The sequence below is a fragment of the Streptomyces sp. NBC_00989 genome (genome assembly GCF_045162655.1).
In the GTDB taxonomy this organism is placed as follows: domain Bacteria; phylum Actinomycetota; class Actinomycetes; order Streptomycetales; family Streptomycetaceae; genus Streptomyces.
This window is the reverse complement of record NZ_CP108728.1, coordinates 6,921,613-6,939,677: the sequence shown is the minus strand read 5'-3', so window position 1 is coordinate 6,939,677 and position 18,065 is coordinate 6,921,613. Positions and strand designations below refer to the sequence as shown.

Sequence of the window (18,065 nt, the reverse complement as noted above, 5' to 3'; positions counted from 1 at the left end):
GCCGAGCCCCCTGCCCTCAGCGTCCCAGCCGTACGGCCCCGAGTCATCCGTGAAACCACGCGTCCGCACCGAACTTGACGCACGGGGGGTGCGGGCCCGCGCCGGAGGCATCGGGTCCGGAGCGGCGATGCCGCACAAGTACGGCTTCCAGGACACGGCCGTCACCGCGCACGGTCTAAGAAGACGCCCCCTTCCGCCGACTCCGGCCCCGCACAACCCCGTTGGGCCACAGCCTCGGACTCCGCTTGGCGGCAATGTCCTCGATCCACCCGAACGCGAGGATCGCCACCGCGATGAGCGGCCAGATCAGCACGAACATCAGGAACGTGTCCGCCTTGTCGAGGAAGGCGGTCGCCCCGTCGCTCTCCATGAACGGCAGGTTGTACAGCTGGTCGATGATCGGGACCGTGGCCATGATGAGGAGGTTGTGCCACAGATAGATCGTGACGGCGCGGTTGTTGGACAGGGTCACCAGCTTGTCCCACTTCGCCAGCCTGCCCGGCAACTGCTGCCAGGACGGGGCGTATTGGAGCAGGATCACCACGATGCCGAAGGACCAGGTCGCCTGTGCCAACGGGATGTCGTTCAAGTCCCAGCCGTCCGGGCCCAGATGACCCGACGCCCACCACAGCCCGAAGCCCATGATCACGGTCGCGCCCGACACCGCGAGGTAGCGCGGGACCTTCTTCAGTACGCCCTCGTGATGCGCGAAGCCCAGGACCCAACAGCCCCCGTACACCGCGAAGTCGGAGACCGCGTTGCCCGTCTCGCCGGGGATGGTCACCAGGCCCGTGCCCACGACCGCCGTCAGCGCCAAGGGAGCCAGCAGCGTCGCCCACGGGACCCTGCGGAACGCCCACAGCAGCAACGGCGACGCGATCACGAACCACAGATACGCCCGCAAGTACCACAACGGGCCCGCCGCCTGGTCCGCCCACGTGCTCTCCAACAGGCCCGATTCCGAACCCAGATGCTCGGGATACGGCGGCGCGCCGAACGGCACGATGTAGTCGAAGATCTTCGCCGCGCCCCACCAAGTGCCGCCCAGGTCAGGGTCCTTGATCGGGTTCCAGCCCATCCCGAACATCATCACCAGCACCACCGCGCCGAACGCCCACAGCGGGGGCAGCAGTCGCCGGAGCCGACCCCTGATCACACCCAGCGCGGGACGGTTCAACGAGCGGGCCATCAGCGAACCCGCCAGCGCGAACATCACGCCCATGGAAGGGAACAGGACCGACAGCCACGCCCAGCCGAAGAGGTGGTAGACGACCACCCGGACGAGGGCGATCGAGCGGAGGAGGTCGAGGTAGCGGTCCCGGCCGCCGCCCTTCTTCGGCGCGGGCGCGGCGTCAGCCGCAGGCTCGACTACCGTTTCCTGACCGCGCTGTTGCGGAATCCCGTACGCCGGCGTCGACTCGGGATCCGCCCCCAGCCCCGGCCCCCGCTCCGGACTCGTACCCGCCCCGGTCGTGTATCCGTGCGTCATGCCACAGTCCTCCGATCGCTCCCACTGCCGCTACCGGCACCGCTGCGCGCACTCGGCACCGCGCCCCCCGGCGTCCCCACGACCCCCGTCCGCCGCAGCTTCTGCCAGCGCAGGCGGCCTCCGGTGAGCGCGGTGATCCAGGACTGGAGCAGCACGACGTACATGAGTTGGCGGTAGAGGATCTGTTGCAGGGGCAGGGAGACGAGGTGGGTCATGCGTTCGCGGTCGAGGCGGAAGGCGTAGGCCGCGCAGAACGCCTGGATCGCCAGGACGCCCAGCCAGGCCAGGAACGTCTTCTCCGTCGGGCCGAACACCAGGCCGTAGAGCAGGAACACGTCGATCAGCGGGGCCAGGATCGGGGCGATCACCATGAACAGGGCCACCAGCGGGAGGCCGACGCGTCCGAAGCGGCCGGACGGGCCCCGGTCCAGCAGCGCGCCCCGGTGCTTCCAGATCGCCTGCATCGTGCCGTAGGACCAGCGGTAGCGCTGGGACCAGAGTTGCTGGACCGTCTCCGGTGCCTCGGTCCAGGCGCGGGCCTTCTCGGCGTAGACGACGCGCCAGCCGTCCCGGTGCATCGCCATCGTGATGTCGGTGTCCTCGGCGAGCGTGTCGTCGCTCATGCCGCCGACCCGCTCCAGCGCGCTTCTCCTGAAGGCCCCCACGGCGCCCGGGATCGTCGGCATGCAGCGGAGGACGTCGTACATACGGCGGTCGAGGTTGAAGCCCATCACGTACTCGATGTGCTGCCAGGCGCCGATGAGGGAGTCCCGGTTGCCGACCTTCGCGTTGCCCGCCACCGCGCCCACGCGCGGGTCGCCGAAGGGCTGGACCAACTCCCGTACGGTGGCGGGTTCGAAGACCGTGTCGCCGTCCATCATGACGATGAGGTCGTGACTGGCGTTCGCCAGGCCGCGGTTGAGGGCGGCCGGTTTGCCCGCGTTGACCTGGCGTACGACCCGGACGTTCGGCAGGAACATCGCCTCCACGATTCTCGCCGTACCGTCGGCCGAGCCGTCGTCGACGACGATCACCTCGACGGGATGCTCGCTCGCCATGAGTGAACGGACCGTGTTCTCAATGCACTTGGCCTCGTTGTACGCCGGGACGAGGACCGTCACCGGTTCCGTCACCGGTGGGCCCCAGGCGAAGTCCTTGCGGCGCACCCGGCGGGCGTGGATGACGGAGAGCAGGAGCATCAGCGCGAAGCGGGCGATGACGAGGGAGCCGGTGATCGCCAGGCCCACCACCAGGACGTCCATGATCCTGTCCGAGGCCTGGACCAGGAAGATCCACGCCTTGCCCTTCCACAGGTTGACGCCGGTCACCGGGGTGAGCGCGCTGCGCGCGCCGAGTGCCTGGGTGAGGTTGTCGAACCTGTAGCCCTTGGCCTGCATCTCCGGCAGAAACTTGTCCAGCGCCTGCACGGTCTCGTGGCGGTCGCCGCCCGAGTCGTGCATCAGGACGATCGCGCCCTTGCCGCCGCGCGGGGTCGCGTTGCTGATGATCTTCGCGACGCCGGGCTTCTGCCAGTCCTCGCTGTCCGTGTTGTTGACGACGGTGATGTAGCCGCGGGTGCCGATGTACTCGGTCACCGGCCAGGACAGGTTGTCCATCGCGTCGGCGGACGACGAGTACGGCGGCCGGAACAGCGACGTCCGGATGCCCGCCGCGCCGGTGATCGCCAACTGCGTCTGGGACAGCTCCCAGTCGATGCGCTTCTTCGACTGGAAGGACAGGTCGGGGTGGCTGAAGGTGTGCACGCCGACCTCGTTGCCCTCGTCCACGATGCGTTTGACCAGCTCCGGGTAGCGCGAGGTCATCGTGCCGGTGACGAAGAAGACGGCGTGCGCGTGGTGCTTCTTGAGCACGTCCAGGACCTTGGGCGTCCAGGTCGGGTCGGGGCCGTCGTCGAAGGTCAGGACGATGTCGCGGTCCGGTACGTCCAGGCTGGTCGTACGGCCGCTGCGGGTGTCGATGACCGGGCCGCCGTCGAGGATCTTGTCCGGCACCTTGTTGGTCGCCGCCTCGGGGCGGATGCGGTGGTCGGCGAGGATCTCGCTGTGCACATAGCCGCGCAGCATCAGCATCGCGAGCAGCGCGACGAGGAGCAGCATCGGCAGCAGGAACCGCATGGACAGCCGGCGGCGCCGGGGATCACGTGCCGCGCGAGGTGCGGCGCCGGGCCGAGCTCCGTTCCGAGCACTGTTCCCAACTCCACCTGCTGTGACCGGAGTTGCTCCGTGACGGCCGCCCGGGGCCGGCTTCGTGGCCTTGGGGCGGCGGTTGTGCGATGCCATCAGAGAATGTGCTCCGGGGTCTTGGACGGGGCCGGCGCCGGGTCCGACGGAGCGGCCGGCCCCTGCGCCACGGGCGACGGGGTGCTCGGGGCGTCGGCCACCGTGCCGGTGCCCGTCGTCGCGCTCGGGGTCGGTGTCGGGTCGACCGGCGCGCTCACGCTGGTGGACGGGGTCGGGTCGGTCGACGGCGCGGCCGACGACCGCGAGGGCTGTACGACCGGGTTGCTCGCGCCGCCGCCCGTCGGCGCCGAGGCGCTCTTGCTCGCCGACGCCCCGGGCGACGCGGACGCGCTCGCCTTGCTGCCGGGCGACGCGGACGCGCCGGTCGCGCCGCTCGCACTGGCGCCCGGCGACGGCGTCGTACCGTCGCTCGCCGTCGGAATGTTCCCCGGCGCCACACTGCCGCTGCCGGCGGACGGCTGGCCCGACTCGGCGGCCGACGGCGAGGTGTCGACCTTGCTCGCGGGCGCGTCGTCCTTCTGCCCCGGCACCGGCAGCCACGGCGCGTCCGAACTGCCGGACAGCAGCGTGATGACGATGACGACGGCGTAGACCGCGCACGCGATGCCGATGGCCATACCGATCCTGCGGTACCTACGGCTACGACGGCCGGACTCGTCGACGAAGACGGGCCGGTCGGACCCGTCGCCACCGGCGCCGGTGCCGCTCTTGCCTCCGGCCTCCGCGTGCTGGGCGGGCCCGTCGAGCTGGACGGTCACCTCGTCGGGATCGGCCGCTCCCGCTCCGGCCCCGGTCCCCGTCTCCGGCGACGCGCCCCAGGGATCGGCGAGGATTCCCGCGCCGACGGCGGACACATCCTTGCCGGCGGGCGGCTCGGGCCACCCGGTCCGTATACGGCGACCGTCCTTGGTCGTACGACGGCTGTCCTTGCCCACATGCCGGCCATCCGTGCCGCCGTGCCGACCGTCCGTGCCGATATTTCGACCGACCTTGGCGGCATGCCTGCCGCCCTCCAGGATCTCTGGTCCTCTGTTCTCTCCGGCTGCTCCGGTCGCTTCGGTGTCCGAGAACGCCGCCTCGGCCTCTCCGCCTATGACCGGTACTTCTCTGGTCGCGGATGCAGCTTGGGGCCATTCTGGTTGGGCGTCTTCTCGCCACTTTTCCATGCGCACGCACATCCCCCCACAGGACTGTTCCGGGTGCGCAAACGACCCTGAGCACACGCCGCCGAACCGGGCCCCCACCCGGTCCTCGCGCCCCCCTTACCACACCGTGCTCAGGCCCTGAAGGTAGCGCACGGGGGGCGTCTCATGTGGCGGGATGCGTCATTTCCTCCTTTTTAGCATGTCCACGTCGATGGCTGGAATCCATCCGTTCACCGGCCGACGCAGCCATCCGTCGGCGGTGCCGATCTCCACCGCAGCACGTCGAAGCGCATCGAATCCGGGGTGCACCAGCCCCTTTCGCCACACGAGCGACACGGCGGACAACGGCACCGGGTCCACCAGTGGCCGCAACACCGTCCGGGGCGTGGCCGGAAAATCCACCACGGCGAGAATCGGCGTCCGGGTCCTCGCCATGACCCTTTCGAACTCCTCTTCGCCTACGGCCATGGGCGCGGGCGCGGCAACCTCGATGTCACGCCCCGCGAACAGACGACGCGCGAGATCCGTCCACTCGGAGGTACGCGGATTGCCGTCCCCGGCGTACACGGCCTCCCCCGCGAGGGCGTCCACCGGCACCTCGTCGAGGGACACAAGCCGATGCCCCTCGGGCAACAGGACCGCCATCGGCTCGTACCGCACGAGTTGATGATCGAGCCCGGCCCGCACCCCGGGATCCAGCCCGGCGAACCGCCCGAACGACACATCGAGCCGCCCCGCCAGCAACTCCCGCGCAGCGCCCGCCAGTCCACTCTCATAGCGGGCCATCAGCTCCTGCTCCGGGGCGAGTTCACGGGCCCGGAGCAGCACGCGGCGCCCGGTGCCCAACCCCGGAGAGTTCAGATCGACGAGCAGAGGCCGAGGCCGGGCCTCCCGAAACGCGGCAAGCAACTCCTCCTGCGCCCCGAGCACCCGCCGCGCATACGGCACCAGCCGCTCACCGTCCGCCGTCAGCGTCACCTGCCGGGTAGTCCGCACGAACAACTCCGCCCCCAACTCCCGCTCCAGCCGCCGCACATCACGACTGAGCGCCTGCTGGGCGACGTACAGGCGGGCGGCGGCGCGGGTGAAGTGCAGTTCTTCGGCTACGGCGACGAAGGCACGCAGGAGCCGGGGGTCCAGGTGGGTCGATATCCGGGGCGTCGTCCGGGGCGTCCATGACATCCGGCGAACCTACAACGAGAGTGCGTGAATCACCCCTGACCAGGTGTTGGACCCCGTGATCCACTCCGGGCGACGCTTGCCGTATGCCACGTCGCACGCCCCAACACCGCACCTACCGCCGCCTGTTCACCATCCCCGGCACCCGAGCCTTCACCGCCGGGAACCTCATCGCCCGCCTCCCCGCCGGCATGTTCAGCGTGAGCGCGGTCGTGATGATCGCCGGTTCACGGGGTTCGTACGCCCTGGCCGGCGCGGTGACGGCAACGGGGTTGGCGGCGACCGCGGTGACCGCCCCCTGGATCGCCCGACTCATCGACAGACACGGCCAGTCCCGAATGGCCGTACCAGCAACGGCAGTTGCAGCACTGGGCTCCCTCTCCATCCTCCTCTGCGTCCACTACGACGCCCCCGACTGGACCCTGTTCGCCGCCTACGCGGCCACCGCGACGACCCCCAACACCGGCGGCATGTCCCGCGCCCGCTGGGCCCACCTCCTCGCCGACGACCCCGAGGCCCTGCACACGGCGAACTCCTTCGAGCAGGCTGCCGACGAACTCTGCTTCATGCTGGGCCCGGCACTGGCGGCCTTCCTCTGCGGCACGTTCTTCCCGGAGGCGGGCACGCTGGTGGGGGCCGTGCTGCTGATGACCGGAATTCTGATCTTCACGGCCCAGCGCGCCACGGAACCACCACCAGGCCCAGCCCCAAAGGGCAGTTCACCTCTCCGTACCCCCGGCATCCCACCCCTGATCGCCGGTTTCATCGCAACCGGTGCGGTGTTCGGCGCGATGGAGGTCGCGACACTCGCCTACGCGGACACGGCGGGCCACCGCGCGGCGGGCGGCGCGGTGCTGGCCCTCCAGGCGGCCGGCTCCTGCGCGGCGGGCCTGCTCCACGGCACGTCGAAACCGACGGGCCCACCAGAACACCGCCTGCGCTGGTGCCTGTTGGCGATGACGACCCTGATGCCCTTGCCACTACTGGCGGCCCACACGCTCAACTCCCTCCCAGCACTGGCAATCGCCTTGCTCCTGGCAGGCATGGCAACGGCCCCCACGATGATCACCGCGATGACCTTGCTCCAACACCGCACTCCCGAGGGCAGGTTGAACGAGGGCATGAGCCTGGCGGTGACGGGCCTGCTGATGGGCATCGCCTGCGGCTCGGCGGCAGGCGGCTGGACAGCAGACCACGCATCCCCAACGGGGGGCTTCGCAGTACCGATAGCGGCAGCGGCAGCAGCGCTGCTGATAGGCGCCCTGAGCAGAGAAACACCTCAAGGGGCAGCTCTCTAGGGGCGCGGGGCTGTATCGATGTGCGGCTCCGCCGCGTGGGCGCGACCAGCCCCCACCCACCCGCACCCGACACTCAACCCATCGAATCGCTTGCGCCAATCTCCGCCTAACCCATTGACGCACCAGCACCCCCTACATACCTTCCTCCATCGAAGCGCTTCGACACCTCCCGTCGAATCGATTCGACCCCCTCCGACTCTCCTGGAGGCACTGGATGCTGACGACACAACGGCGAGCAACGACAGCCGCACTGATCCTCACCGGATCCCTGCTCCTCACCTCATGCGGCGGCTCCGACAGCAACTCCTCGGACGGCAAAACCCTGAAGCTCTGGCACTACGAGGGCCCGGACAGCGCGATGGGCGTGGCCTGGAACGCGGCCATCAAGGAGTTCGAAGCCCAACACCCGGGCGTCAAGGTGAAGTTCGAGGAGAAGGGCTTCGAGCAGATCCAGAAGACAGCGCCCATGGTCCTCAACTCATCCGACGCCCCGGACATCATGGAGTACAACAAGGGCAACGCGACGGCAGGCCTGCTCTCGAAACAAGGCCTGTTCACCGACCTGACCGCCGAAGCGAAGACACGCGGCTGGGACAAGAAGATCCCCGCCAGCGTGGGCACGACGGACGTCTACGACACCAACGGAGTGATGGGCTCCGGCAAGTGGTACGGCGTCACGGACTACGGCGAGTACACGATGGTCTACTACAACAAGGCCCTCTTCAAGAAGTACAAGATCGCCGAACCGACGACGTTCGACGAACTGACCACCGCACTGGGCGAGTTCAAGGCGAAGGGCATCACCCCGCTCGCCAACGCCGGCGCCGAGTACGTGGCCCAGCAGTACCTCTACCAACTGGCCCTCTCGAAGGCCGACCGCGCCTGGGTCGACAAGTACGAGCTGTACAAGGGCAAGACGGACTTCCACGACCCGGCCTGGACCTACGCCGCGACCACCTTCGCCGACTGGGTGAAGAAGGGCTACATCGCCAAGACCTCCAGCGGCACGAAGGCCGAGGACGCCGGTGTCTCCTGGATCCAGGGCAAGGCGCCGATCCTCTTCTCCGGCAGCTGGTGGTACGGCCGCTTCCAGACGGAGGCCAAGTTCGACTGGGACACGAGTCTCTGGCCCGGCTCGAACCTCACCCTCGGCTCCGGCGGCAACATCTGGGTCGTCCCCAAGGGCGCCAAGAACAAGCAACTCGCCTACGACTTCATCGACATCACCCTGTCGAAGAAGATCCAGAACCTGATGGGCAACAAGGGCGGCATCCCGGTCGCGGCCGACACCTCCGCGATCACCGACCCCAAGTCCAAGGAACTCATCGCCAACTTCAACACCGTCTCCGCCCGCGACGGCCTCGCCTTCTACCCGGACTGGCCGGTCCCCGGCTTCTACGACGTCCTCGTCTCCGAGACCCAGAAGCTGATCACGAACAGCGAGAAACCGGACGCCTATCTCAGCAACCTTCAGAAGGCGTACGACAAGGGCGTCCCGTCGACATGACGGTCACCGTCGAGAAGGGCGCGCGGGCCACCCGCAAGAGCCGACACCCCGGCCCGCGCAACCCTCGTAGCCTCCACCCCCGCAACTCGTACGCCCTCTTCCTCCTCCCCGGCGCTCTCGCCGCCCTCGCCGTGATCGTCGTCCCCTTCCTGATGAACACGGCCGTCAGCTTCACGAGTTGGCAGGGCGTGGGCGACCCCAAGTGGACCGGCCTCGCCAACTACCGTGACCTGCTGGACGATGCGGAGTTCTGGGCGTCCTTCCGCCACAGCCTGTTCATGGTCGTGGCGATGGCAGCCGTACCCACGATCGTCGGACTCGTCCTGGCCGCCGCCCTGTTCGACTACATAGCCAAACACTTCGGCACCCGCATGGCCGCCGTCCTCCGCGCCTGCTTCTACCTCCCCCAGGTGCTCCCGATCGCGGTCGCCGGCATCGTCTGGAGCTGGATCCTCGCCCCCGACAACGGCTCCCTCAACGCCCTGCTGAAAGCGGTCGGGCTGGGCTCCTGGCAGCAGGACTGGCTGGGCGACCCGGACATCGCGCTCTACAGCGTCATGGGCGTCATGGTCTGGGTCCAACTCGGCTTCCCGCTCGTGGTGTTCATGGCCGGGCTGCAACGCGTGGACCCCCAGCTGTACGAGGCCGCCGAGCTGGACGGCGCCGGCTGGTGGCGCCGGTTCTGGCACATCACGCTGCCGCAGATCCGCCCGGAGATCTATGTCGTCCTCACCTGGTGCACGATCGCCGCGCTCAAGGTGTTCGGCGCGGTGTACGTGCTCACGAAGGGCGGCCCGGGCGGCGCGACCGACGTGCCCTCCTACTTCTCCTTCACCACGTTCTTCGAGAAGACCCAGGTCGGCTACGGAGCCGCGATATCAACGGTGTTGACGGTGATCATCCTGGTGCTCTCCCTCGCCTTCCTGAAACTCCAGACCCGCGCGGAGGAAGGTGACCGGGCATGACGACCGCCCTGCGCCGCTACCCGGTACTGATCGCCCTGTGCATCGCGGCCCTCTTCATGGTCGTGCCGTTCCTGATCGTCGTGGTCAACGCCGTGAAGTCACCGGCCGAGTACTCGGAACACGGCCCCCTGAGCCTCCCCCAGGGCGTGTACCTGGACGGCCTCAAGGACTTCTGGCAGCGCGTCGACTACGGCCAGAAGCTCTTCAACTCGGCCCTGATCAGCGGCTCGGTGGCCCTCCTCGCGGCCGCCCTCTCCGTCCTCAACGCGTACGCGATCGGCATCGGCCGTATCAAGGGCCGCACGTGGGTCCTGGCCTTCTTCGTCCTCGCCAACATGCTGCCGCAGGAGGCGCTGGTCTATCCGATCTACTACCTGAGCAAGCAAGTCGGCCTGTACGACACGAGGTTGAGCGTCATCATCGTCTTCACGGTGATCCAGGCGGCGTTCGGCACGTATCTCCTCTCCTCCGTGCTCGGCCAGTTCCCCCGCGAGATCCTCGAAGCGGCGCGCATCGACGGCGCCAACAAGTGGCAGGTGCTGTGGCGGATCGTGGTCCCGGTCAGCCGCCCCACCATCGGCGTCCTGCTGGTCTTCTTCTTCATCTGGACCTGGAACGAGTTCCTGCTCCCCCTGGTCATGCTGATCTCCAACGACAACCAGACCGTGTCGGTGGCCCTCGGGGTCCTCCAGGGCCAGCGACTGATGGACGCCACGATGACCAACGCGGCTGCCCTGCTCGGTGTGTTGCCCGCCATCGTCTTCTTCCTCGTCTTCCAGCGGACCCTCACGCGCGGCATCGCCGTGGGCGCCGTCAAGTAGTAAGGGGACCCCCACATGAAGTTCACCGACGGCTACTGGCTGATGCGCGAGGGCGTCACCGCCGCCCACCCGGTCGAGGTCCTCGATGTCACCGCCCCGGACGGCGCGTTGGAGATCCACGCCCCGACCATGCCGATCCGCCACCGCGGCGACCTGCTGAAGGGACCGGTCGTGACGATCAGCGCCCACGCCCCGATGCCCGACATCATCGGCGTCACCTTCACCCACTTCGAGGGCGAACAGCCGCGCGGCCCCCAATTCGACGTCCAGAAGGAGGAGTTCGCGGTCCACACCTCCTACGACGACGAGCACGCGACCCTCACCTCCGGCGCGCTCTCCGTCCAGGTCGCCCGCACCGGCCCCTGGCACGTCGACTTCCTCGCCCACGGCCGCACCCTCACGAGCAGCGGCCCCAAGGGCATGGGCATCATGCGCGACGCGACCGGCGCCCACTACCTGCGCGAACAGCTCGGGCTCCAAGTGGGCACCTCCGTCTACGGACTTGGCGAACGCTTCGGCCCGCTCGTCAAGAACGGCCAGGTCGTCGACATGTGGAACGCCGACGGCGGCACCGCCACCGAACAGGCCTACAAGAACATCCCCTTCTACCTGACCGACGCGGGCTACGGCGTCTTCGTCGACCACCCCGGCCGGGTCTCCTTCGAGGTCGGCTCGGAGGCGGTCTCCCGAGTCCAATTCAGCGTGGAGAGCCAGCAGTTGACGTACTACGTCATCTACGGCCCGACCCCCAAGGACATCCTCCGCAAGTACTCCGCCCTCACCGGCCGCCCGGCCCTCCCGCCGGCCTGGTCGTTCGGCCTGTGGCTGTCGACGTCCTTCACCACCTCGTACGACGAGGAGACGGTGACGTCGTTCATCGAGGGCATGCGGGAGCGCGAACTCCCGCTCTCCGTCTTCCACTTCGACTGTTTCTGGATGCGCGAGTTCAACTGGTGCGACTTCCAGTGGGACCCGAGGGTCTTCCCCGACCCGGAGGGCATGCTCACCCGGCTCAAGGCCAAAGGCCTCCACATCTGCGTCTGGATCAACCCGTACATCGCGCAGCGCTCCCCGCTCTTCGCCGAGGGCAAGGCACTCGGTCATCTGCTCCGCAGGCCGGACGGCAGCGTGTGGCAATGGGACCTGTGGCAACCGGGCATGGCCCTGGTCGACTTCACCAGCCCGGCCGCCCGCGACTGGTACGCCGGAAAGCTGGAGGCGCTCCTCGCTCAGGGCGTCGACTGCTTCAAGACCGACTTCGGCGAGCGGGTCCCCGTGGACGTCGCCTACGCGGACGGCGGCGACCCCGAGCGGATGCACAACTACTACACCTACCTCTACAACCGCACCGTCTTCGACGTCCTGCGCAAGCACCGCGGCGAGGGCGAGGCGGTCGTCTTCGCGCGCTCGGCCACAACAGGCAGCCAGAAGTACCCCGTTCACTGGGGCGGCGACTGCGAGGCGACGTACGAGTCGATGGCCGAGTCGCTGCGCGGCGGGCTCTCGCTCGGCCTGTCCGGCTTCGGCTACTGGAGCCACGACATCGGCGGCTTCGAGGGCACCCCGACCCCCGCCCTCTTCAAACGCTGGCTGGCCTTCGGCCTGTTGTCCTCCCACAGCCGCCTGCACGGCAGCTCGTCGTACCGCGTCCCGTGGCTCTTCGACGAGGAATCCGTGGACGTACTACGGCAGTTCACCCGTCTGAAGCTGAGCCTCATGCCGTACCTCTACGAGACCGCGCGCACCGCCTCCGCCGAAGGCGTGCCGATGATGCGCGCGATGGTCCTCGAATTCCCGGACGACCCCGGATGCGCGCACCTGGAACGGCAGTACATGCTCGGCCCGGACCTCCTGGTCGCTCCGGTCTTCACCGACGAGGGAGACGTCTCGTACTACGTCCCCGAGGGCACCTGGACCCACTACCTCACCGGCCGTACGGTCACCGGACCGCGCTGGGTGCGCGAGCAGCACGGCTTCGACAGCGTGCCCCTGCTGGTCCGCCCCGGCGCGGTGATCCCGGTCGGCGCGGTGACCGACCGGCCCGACTACGACTACGCGGACGGGGTCACCCTGCGGGCGTACGACCTGGGACGGGGCACCCAGGTGACGGTGCCGGTCGGCGAGGTGACCTTCACCGTCGTACGGGAAGGGGACACGCTCCGGGCGTCGTGCAGTGATCCGTCCGTGTCGTGGGCGCTGGCCGCAGGGGCGCGGTCGAAGTCGGGCAGCGGGTTCCTGACCCTGGAGCTGGGCTGATGGTGAAGATCACGGACGTGGCCCGGCACGCCGGGGTCTCCCCCAGCACCGTGTCGTACGCGCTGAGCGGCAAGCGGCCGATCTCCGAGGAGACCCGGCAGCGCGTCGAGGCGTCCATCCGCGAGCTGGGCTACCGGCCGCACGCCGGCGCCCGCGCCCTGGCCAGCAGCCGGTCCAACGTGCTGGCGCTGGTGATCCCCTTACGGACCGGCATCCACGTCCCGGTCGTCATGCAGTTCGCGGTCTCCGTGGTGACCACCGCCCGCCGCCACGACCACGACGTCCTGCTGCTCACCCAGGAGGAGGGCGAGGAGGGACTGCGGCGGGTCGCGGACTCGGCGCTCGTCGACGCGATGATCGTGATGGACGTCCAACTCGACGACCCCCGGCTGCCGTTGCTCCGTTCCCTGGACCGGCCGTCCGTGCTGATCGGCTTCCCGGCCGAGGCGGATGGGCTGACCTGTATCGACCTCGACTTCAAGGCGGCCGGCGAGCTGTGCGTGGAACGGCTCGCGGGGCTCGGGCACCGGGTCGTCGCCCTCGTCGGGTCACCGCCCGAGGTGTACGTCCGCGGAACCGCCTTCGCCCAGCGGGTGGTTCAGGGTTTCACGGCCGCCGCCGACCGCAACCGGATCGCCTCCTCCGTCCACCCGTGCGAGGCAGGACCCGCCGCGGCGGCGGCCGTGGCGGAGCAACTGCTGCGTGAGCAACCCGCGTTGACCGGAGTCGTCGTCCACAACGAACCCCTCCTGGAACCCCTCATCGACGCGTTCGAACACCTCGGCCTGCGCGTCCCCGGCGATCTGTCGATCACCGCGATCTGCCCCGACGAACTCGCCGGGTCCGTACGGGTACCGGTCACGTCGGTAGCCCTGCCCACCGCCGAACTCGGCGCCAGGGCAGTCGAGTTGCTGATGCAGAAACTGGGCGGCAAGACCGTGCCCGACGCGACGCTCCTGTCCCCCCGACTGACGGAACGCGCGAGCACGGCACCGCGCAACGCGCCCTGAGGTCTCCGATTTCCGTAATGCCCGCATGCAAGGCCCTACTTGAGGAGCCGTGACATGAAAGGCAAGAGAAGAAGACACAGAACCACGCTCGTCGTCGCCTTCGCCCTGATCGCCGGCCTGGGAGCGACGGTCCCGGCGACGGCCGACACCCCGTACCCCTTCCGCGACCCGACTCTCCCTGCGAGCAAGCGCGTTGACGACCTCCTGGCCCGTCTGACCCTCGACGAGAAGATCTCCCTCCTCCACCAGTACGAGCCCGCGATCCCCCGCCTCGGGATCCAGTCCTTCCGCACCGGCACCGAGGCCCTGCACGGCGTCGCCTGGCTCGGCAAGGCCACCGTCTTCCCGCAGGCCATCGGGCTCGCCTCGACCTGGGACCCGGCGCTGATGGAGCAGGTCGGCTCGGCGGTGGGCGACGAGGCCCGCGGCTTCCAGCAACAACGCCCGGACGGCTGGGGGTTGAACCTCTGGGCCCCGGTGGTGAACCTCCTCCGCGACCCGCGCTGGGGCCGCAACGAGGAGGGCTACAGCGAGGACCCGGAACTCACCGGCGCCCTCTCGACGGCCTACGGCGAAGGCCTGACCGGCGGCGACCCGAACCACCTCAAGACGGCCCCCACCCTCAAGCACTACCTCGCCTACAACAACGAGGCCGACCGCGCGACCACCTCCTCCGACCTGCGCCCACAGGTGGCGAAGGAGTACGACGAGGCCGCGTTCAGACCGGCGATCGAGGCGGACGCGGCCACGGGCGTGATGACGTCGTACAACCTGGTCAACGGCCGCCCCAGCACGGTCGATCCGGACCTGGACGACGTCGTACGGAAGTGGACCGACCAGTCCCTGCTGAACGTCACCGACGCCTTCGCCCCCGGCAACCTCGTCACCCCGCAGCAGTACTACCCCAGCATCACCGAGGGCGACGCGGCCGCACTCAAGGCCGGCATCGACAGCTTCACGGACAACAACGCCGACCCCGCCCCGACGACGACGGCCATCAACTCGGCGCTCCAGCAAGGCCTGTTGAAGGTCTCGGACATCGACACGGCCGTCTCCCACATCCTCTCCGTCCGCGTCCGACTCGGCGAGTTCGACCCGGGCGGCGGCAAGTACGGCTCGATCGACGCGTCCGTCATCAACAGCCCGGCGCATCAGCAGTTGGCGCGCAGGGCGGCGGCCGAGGGAACGGTGCTGCTGAAGAACAACGGGGTGCTGCCACTGAGGAGTTCGGGTTCGGGTTCAGCGAAGGACGTGGCCGTGGTCGGGCCCCTCGCCGACACCCTCTACACCGACTGGTACTCGGGCACGCTCCCCTACGCCGTCACGCCCGCGAAGGGCATCGCCGCGAAGCTAGGCACCGGAGTGGCCACCAGCGAGGGCGTGGACCGCATCGCCCTGCGCGACACGGCAACCGGCAAGTACGTCACGGCAGGCACCGGCGACACCGGCGCACCCTTGCAGGAGGCCACCAACACCCCCACAACAGCAGCCCAGTTCGACGCCTTCGACTGGGGCTCGGGCATCGTCACCCTGCGCTCGGCCGCCAACGGCAAATACGTCGGCTACAACTGGTCGAACTTCGTCAACGACCAGACACAGCCCAACGGTTGGTACGTCCAGCAGCAGTTCAAGCTGGAACAGCAGGACGACGGCACGTACTTGCTGAAGTACGCGGGCTACGAGACGGCGGAGTCCTGGTGGTCGAGCCCCCTCTACCTCGGCCCGACCGACACGAACGGCACCCTGGGCCTGGTCACCAGGGACCAGGCCGCGCACTACGCGAAGGACGTGGTCCGCAGCGGAGTCGCCGACGCGGTGGCGGCGGTGAAGGGCAAGGACGCGGCGGTCGTGGTCATCGGCTCCATGCCGTCCATCAACGGCCGCGAGGCCCACGACCGCACGGACATGGCCCTGGCCCCGGCCCAGGAGGCCCTGGTCAAGGCGGTCCACGCGGCCAACCCGAAGACGGTGGTGGTGGTCGAGAACAGCTACCCCACCACGCTGGGTGCGTTGCAGAAGGAAGTCCCGGCCCTCCTCTGGACCTCCCACGCGGGCCAGGAAACGGGCAACGCCCTCGCCGACGTCCTCTACGGCGACGTCAACCCGTCCGGCCGCCTCACCCAGACCTGGTACCGGTCGGAGTCTGACCTCCCCTCGATCCTCGACTACGACATCATCAAGTCCGACCGCACGTACGAGTACTTCCAGGGCACCCCGCTCTACCCCTTCGGCTACGGCCTCTCCTACACGACCTTCCGCTACGGCAAGCTGAAGCCCGTCACCGGCGGCTACGAGCTCCCGGTGACGAACACGGGCACGCGGACGGGCGACGAGGTCGTACAGCTCTACACCCACCAGCGCACATCCCGCGACAAAGAACCCCTGAAGCAACTGAAGGCATTCCAACGGATCTCGTTGAAACCGGGCGAGACAAGAACAGTCCGCCTGAAACTCCAGCGGAAAGACCTCGCCCACTGGGACGTCACCCGCTCGAAATGGGCGGTGGAAAGCGGCACGTACGACGTCATGGCAGGAGCATCGTCCACGGACATCCGCGCCCGCACGACCTGGCGCGTCCACGGCGAGACCATCCCACCCCGGAACCTCTCACGAACGACCCGTGCCGAGAACTTCGACGACTACTCCGCAATTCACCTCGTGGACGAATCCAAGGCGAGCGGTACGGCGGTGGGCGCGGCTGCGGACGGCGCGTGGCTGAAGTTCGCGGACGCGCAACTGGGCGCAGGGTCAACGAAGTTCACGGCCCGGGTGGCGGGTACGGGCGCCGGCCACGTCGAAGTCCGGCTGGGCTCTCCGACCGGGAGACTCGTCGGTACGGCGCACGCGGGCGGAACGGCGTCGTCGTACGACTACGAGACGGTGACCGCCCACCTGTCGAGCGGCGCGACGAAGGGCCGTGCGGACGTGTATCTGGTCCTGAGCGACGGCCTGCGGCTGTCGACGTTCTCGCTTCACTGAGCTGAATCAACCGAACGGAAAGGAAAAAGCCCCCGCTGCCGAAGCAGCGGGGGCTTTACCCACATGGGATGAGTGGAGATGGCGGGAATCGAACCCGCGTCCACCGGTGCAGAATCAGGGCTTCTCCGTGTGCAGTTCGCTGTGATTTTCTCGGCCCCGGTGATCACGCGAACAAGTCGCCGACGGGCCCAGCCACTGTTTGATTTCCCATCGAACCCCGTGACCGGGCTCGATGGTTTAGTTCCCTAGATTATGCCAGGGTCCGGGTCGGGAACACTCCCGGGCTGACACCCTTTTAGGGTCCTTCAGTCGCTGTTATTAGGCAGCGAGGGCGAAGGACTGGGAATCGCTCTTGGAATTGGCGATTATTGGTTGCGACATATGGTTAACGAGATCATTGCCGCTTCCTCGACACGCTTCACCTGCTTCGACATCCGCTGTCGAAACCGATCATCCCCATGTTGTTTTTTCAAGCCCCTCCGAAGAGGGTTTCGCACCCGCTGTGGGGTGCAGTAGCCATCGTACGTGACCAACGCGCGCAGATGCCACCGTATTCCCGGCGACCCGTGGCCTACTCGCCGCGCTGCTTCCGCTTCGCCGACGCGATCGCGCGGTCCGACTCCCGGCGGTCCTGCTTCTCGCGCAGGGTCTGCCGCTTGTCGTACTCCTTCTTGCCTCGGGCGAGGGCGATCTCGGCCTTGGCCCGGCCGTTGCTGAAGTACAGGGCGAGGGGCACGATCGTGTGGCCCGTCTCCTGGGTCTTGGACTCCAGCTTGTCGATCTCCTCGCGGTGCAGCAGCAGCTTGCGCTTGCGGCGCACCGAGTGGTTGGTCCAGGTGCCCTGGTGGTACTCGGGGATGTGGGCGTTGTGCAGCCACGCCTCGCCCCCGTCGATCTGGACGAAGCCGTCGGTCAGCGAGGTCCGGCCCTCGCGCAGCGACTTGACCTCGGTGCCGGAGAGGACGATCCCGGCCTCGTAGGTGTCGATGATCGCGTAGTCGTGCCGGGCCTTCTTGTTCTGGGCGACGATCTTGCGCTTGCCGCCCTTCTCGCCGTCCCGGGCCTTGCCTGCGGCGGCCCCACCGCCCTGCTTGGGCTGGGACTCCTTGGGTACGTACATTCCCTTGCTCATAGTGCTGCCCATTTTCGCACTAC

Annotated in this window: 12 protein-coding genes and 1 other RNA gene; 7 read left to right on the top strand and 6 right to left on the bottom strand. The window is 68.3% G+C overall.

What is annotated here, in order from left to right:
• Window positions 1–175 precede the first annotated feature (175 nt).
• The 4 genes from OG714_RS30845 to OG714_RS30830 form a co-directional block, all read right to left on the bottom strand.
• The gene (locus OG714_RS30845; protein WP_406125860.1) at window positions 176–1,489 is read right to left on the bottom strand and encodes an acyltransferase; all 1,314 of its coding nucleotides are present in this window, start codon (window positions 1,487–1,489) and stop codon (window positions 176–178) included.
• Window positions 1,486–3,624 carry a glycosyltransferase gene (locus OG714_RS30840; protein WP_406125858.1) on the bottom strand — a complete coding sequence of 713 codons (2,139 nt, stop codon included), beginning with the start codon at window positions 3,622–3,624 and terminating at the stop codon, window positions 1,486–1,488. Before OG714_RS30840 ends, OG714_RS30845 begins: the two co-directional genes overlap by 4 nt.
• Window positions 3,625–3,788: 164 nt before the next feature.
• Window positions 3,789–4,685 (bottom strand): hypothetical protein, encoded by an 897-nt coding sequence (locus OG714_RS30835; protein WP_406125856.1) that lies wholly within the window; start codon window positions 4,683–4,685, stop codon window positions 3,789–3,791.
• Between the two features lie 390 nt (window positions 4,686–5,075).
• Window positions 5,076–6,077, bottom strand: coding sequence for a LysR family transcriptional regulator (locus OG714_RS30830; protein ID WP_406125854.1), 1,002 nt, complete (start codon window positions 6,075–6,077; stop codon window positions 5,076–5,078).
• A gap of 83 nt (window positions 6,078–6,160) precedes the next feature.
• Here OG714_RS30830 and OG714_RS30825 point away from each other — a divergent pair, with 83 nt between their 5' ends.
• The 7 genes from OG714_RS30825 (at window position 6,161) to OG714_RS30795 (ending at window position 16,910) form a co-directional block, all read left to right on the top strand.
• Window positions 6,161–7,372, top strand: coding sequence for an MFS transporter (locus OG714_RS30825; RefSeq protein ID WP_406125852.1), 1,212 nt, complete (start codon window positions 6,161–6,163; stop codon window positions 7,370–7,372).
• A gap of 214 nt (window positions 7,373–7,586) precedes the next feature.
• Complete coding sequence (locus OG714_RS30820) at window positions 7,587–8,879, top strand: ABC transporter substrate-binding protein (RefSeq protein WP_406125851.1); 1,293 nt, start codon at window positions 7,587–7,589, stop codon at window positions 8,877–8,879.
• Window positions 8,876–9,844 (top strand): carbohydrate ABC transporter permease, encoded by a 969-nt coding sequence (locus OG714_RS30815; RefSeq protein WP_406125849.1) that lies wholly within the window; start codon window positions 8,876–8,878, stop codon window positions 9,842–9,844. The genes OG714_RS30820 and OG714_RS30815 overlap by 4 nt, the downstream gene beginning before the upstream one ends.
• A complete protein-coding gene (locus OG714_RS30810) occupies window positions 9,841–10,665 on the top strand; it encodes a carbohydrate ABC transporter permease (protein ID WP_406125847.1) in 825 nt (274 codons plus the stop codon). The genes OG714_RS30815 and OG714_RS30810 overlap by 4 nt, the downstream gene beginning before the upstream one ends.
• A 15-nt stretch (window positions 10,666–10,680) precedes the next feature.
• Window positions 10,681–12,921 carry an alpha-xylosidase gene (gene yicI / locus OG714_RS30805; RefSeq protein ID WP_406125845.1) on the top strand — a complete coding sequence of 747 codons (2,241 nt, stop codon included), beginning with the start codon at window positions 10,681–10,683 and terminating at the stop codon, window positions 12,919–12,921.
• Window positions 12,921–13,931 carry a LacI family DNA-binding transcriptional regulator gene (locus OG714_RS30800; RefSeq protein WP_406125843.1) on the top strand — a complete coding sequence of 337 codons (1,011 nt, stop codon included), beginning with the start codon at window positions 12,921–12,923 and terminating at the stop codon, window positions 13,929–13,931. Before yicI ends, OG714_RS30800 begins: the two co-directional genes overlap by 1 nt.
• 54 nt (window positions 13,932–13,985) lie before the next feature.
• On the top strand, window positions 13,986–16,910 hold the full coding sequence (locus tag OG714_RS30795) for a glycoside hydrolase family 3 C-terminal domain-containing protein (protein WP_406125841.1): 2,925 nt from the start codon (window positions 13,986–13,988) through the stop codon (window positions 16,908–16,910).
• A 70-nt stretch (window positions 16,911–16,980) separates the two neighbouring features.
• Here OG714_RS30795 and ssrA read toward each other — a convergent pair.
• Window positions 16,981–17,368: a transfer-messenger RNA gene (gene ssrA, locus OG714_RS30790) on the bottom strand.
• Between the two features lie 113 nt (window positions 17,369–17,481).
• A complete protein-coding gene (gene smpB / locus OG714_RS30785; protein WP_406132021.1) occupies window positions 17,482–18,030 on the bottom strand; it encodes an SsrA-binding protein SmpB in 549 nt (182 codons plus the stop codon).
• Window positions 18,031–18,065 lie beyond the last annotated feature (35 nt).

What these genes read in the sequence shown, in the direction of transcription:
- OG714_RS30845 (WP_406125860.1), bottom strand. Translation starts at nt 1,489, where the DNA reads ATGACGCACGGATACACGACCGGGGCGGGTACGAGTCCGGAGCGGGGG.
- OG714_RS30825 (WP_406125852.1), top strand. Translation starts at nt 6,161, where the DNA reads ATGCCACGTCGCACGCCCCAACACCGCACCTACCGCCGCCTGTTCACC.
- OG714_RS30810 (WP_406125847.1), top strand. Translation starts at nt 9,841, where the DNA reads ATGACGACCGCCCTGCGCCGCTACCCGGTACTGATCGCCCTGTGCATC.
- yicI (WP_406125845.1), top strand. Translation starts at nt 10,681, where the DNA reads ATGAAGTTCACCGACGGCTACTGGCTGATGCGCGAGGGCGTCACCGCC.
- OG714_RS30830 (WP_406125854.1), bottom strand. Translation starts at nt 6,077, where the DNA reads ATGTCATGGACGCCCCGGACGACGCCCCGGATATCGACCCACCTGGAC.
- OG714_RS30795 (WP_406125841.1), top strand. Translation starts at nt 13,986, where the DNA reads ATGAAAGGCAAGAGAAGAAGACACAGAACCACGCTCGTCGTCGCCTTC.
- OG714_RS30840 (WP_406125858.1), bottom strand. Translation starts at nt 3,624, where the DNA reads ATGCGGTTCCTGCTGCCGATGCTGCTCCTCGTCGCGCTGCTCGCGATG.
- OG714_RS30800 (WP_406125843.1), top strand. Translation starts at nt 12,921, where the DNA reads ATGGTGAAGATCACGGACGTGGCCCGGCACGCCGGGGTCTCCCCCAGC.
- OG714_RS30815 (WP_406125849.1), top strand. Translation starts at nt 8,876, where the DNA reads ATGACGGTCACCGTCGAGAAGGGCGCGCGGGCCACCCGCAAGAGCCGA.
- smpB (WP_406132021.1), bottom strand. Translation starts at nt 18,030, where the DNA reads ATGTACGTACCCAAGGAGTCCCAGCCCAAGCAGGGCGGTGGGGCCGCC.
- OG714_RS30820 (WP_406125851.1), top strand. Translation starts at nt 7,587, where the DNA reads ATGCTGACGACACAACGGCGAGCAACGACAGCCGCACTGATCCTCACC.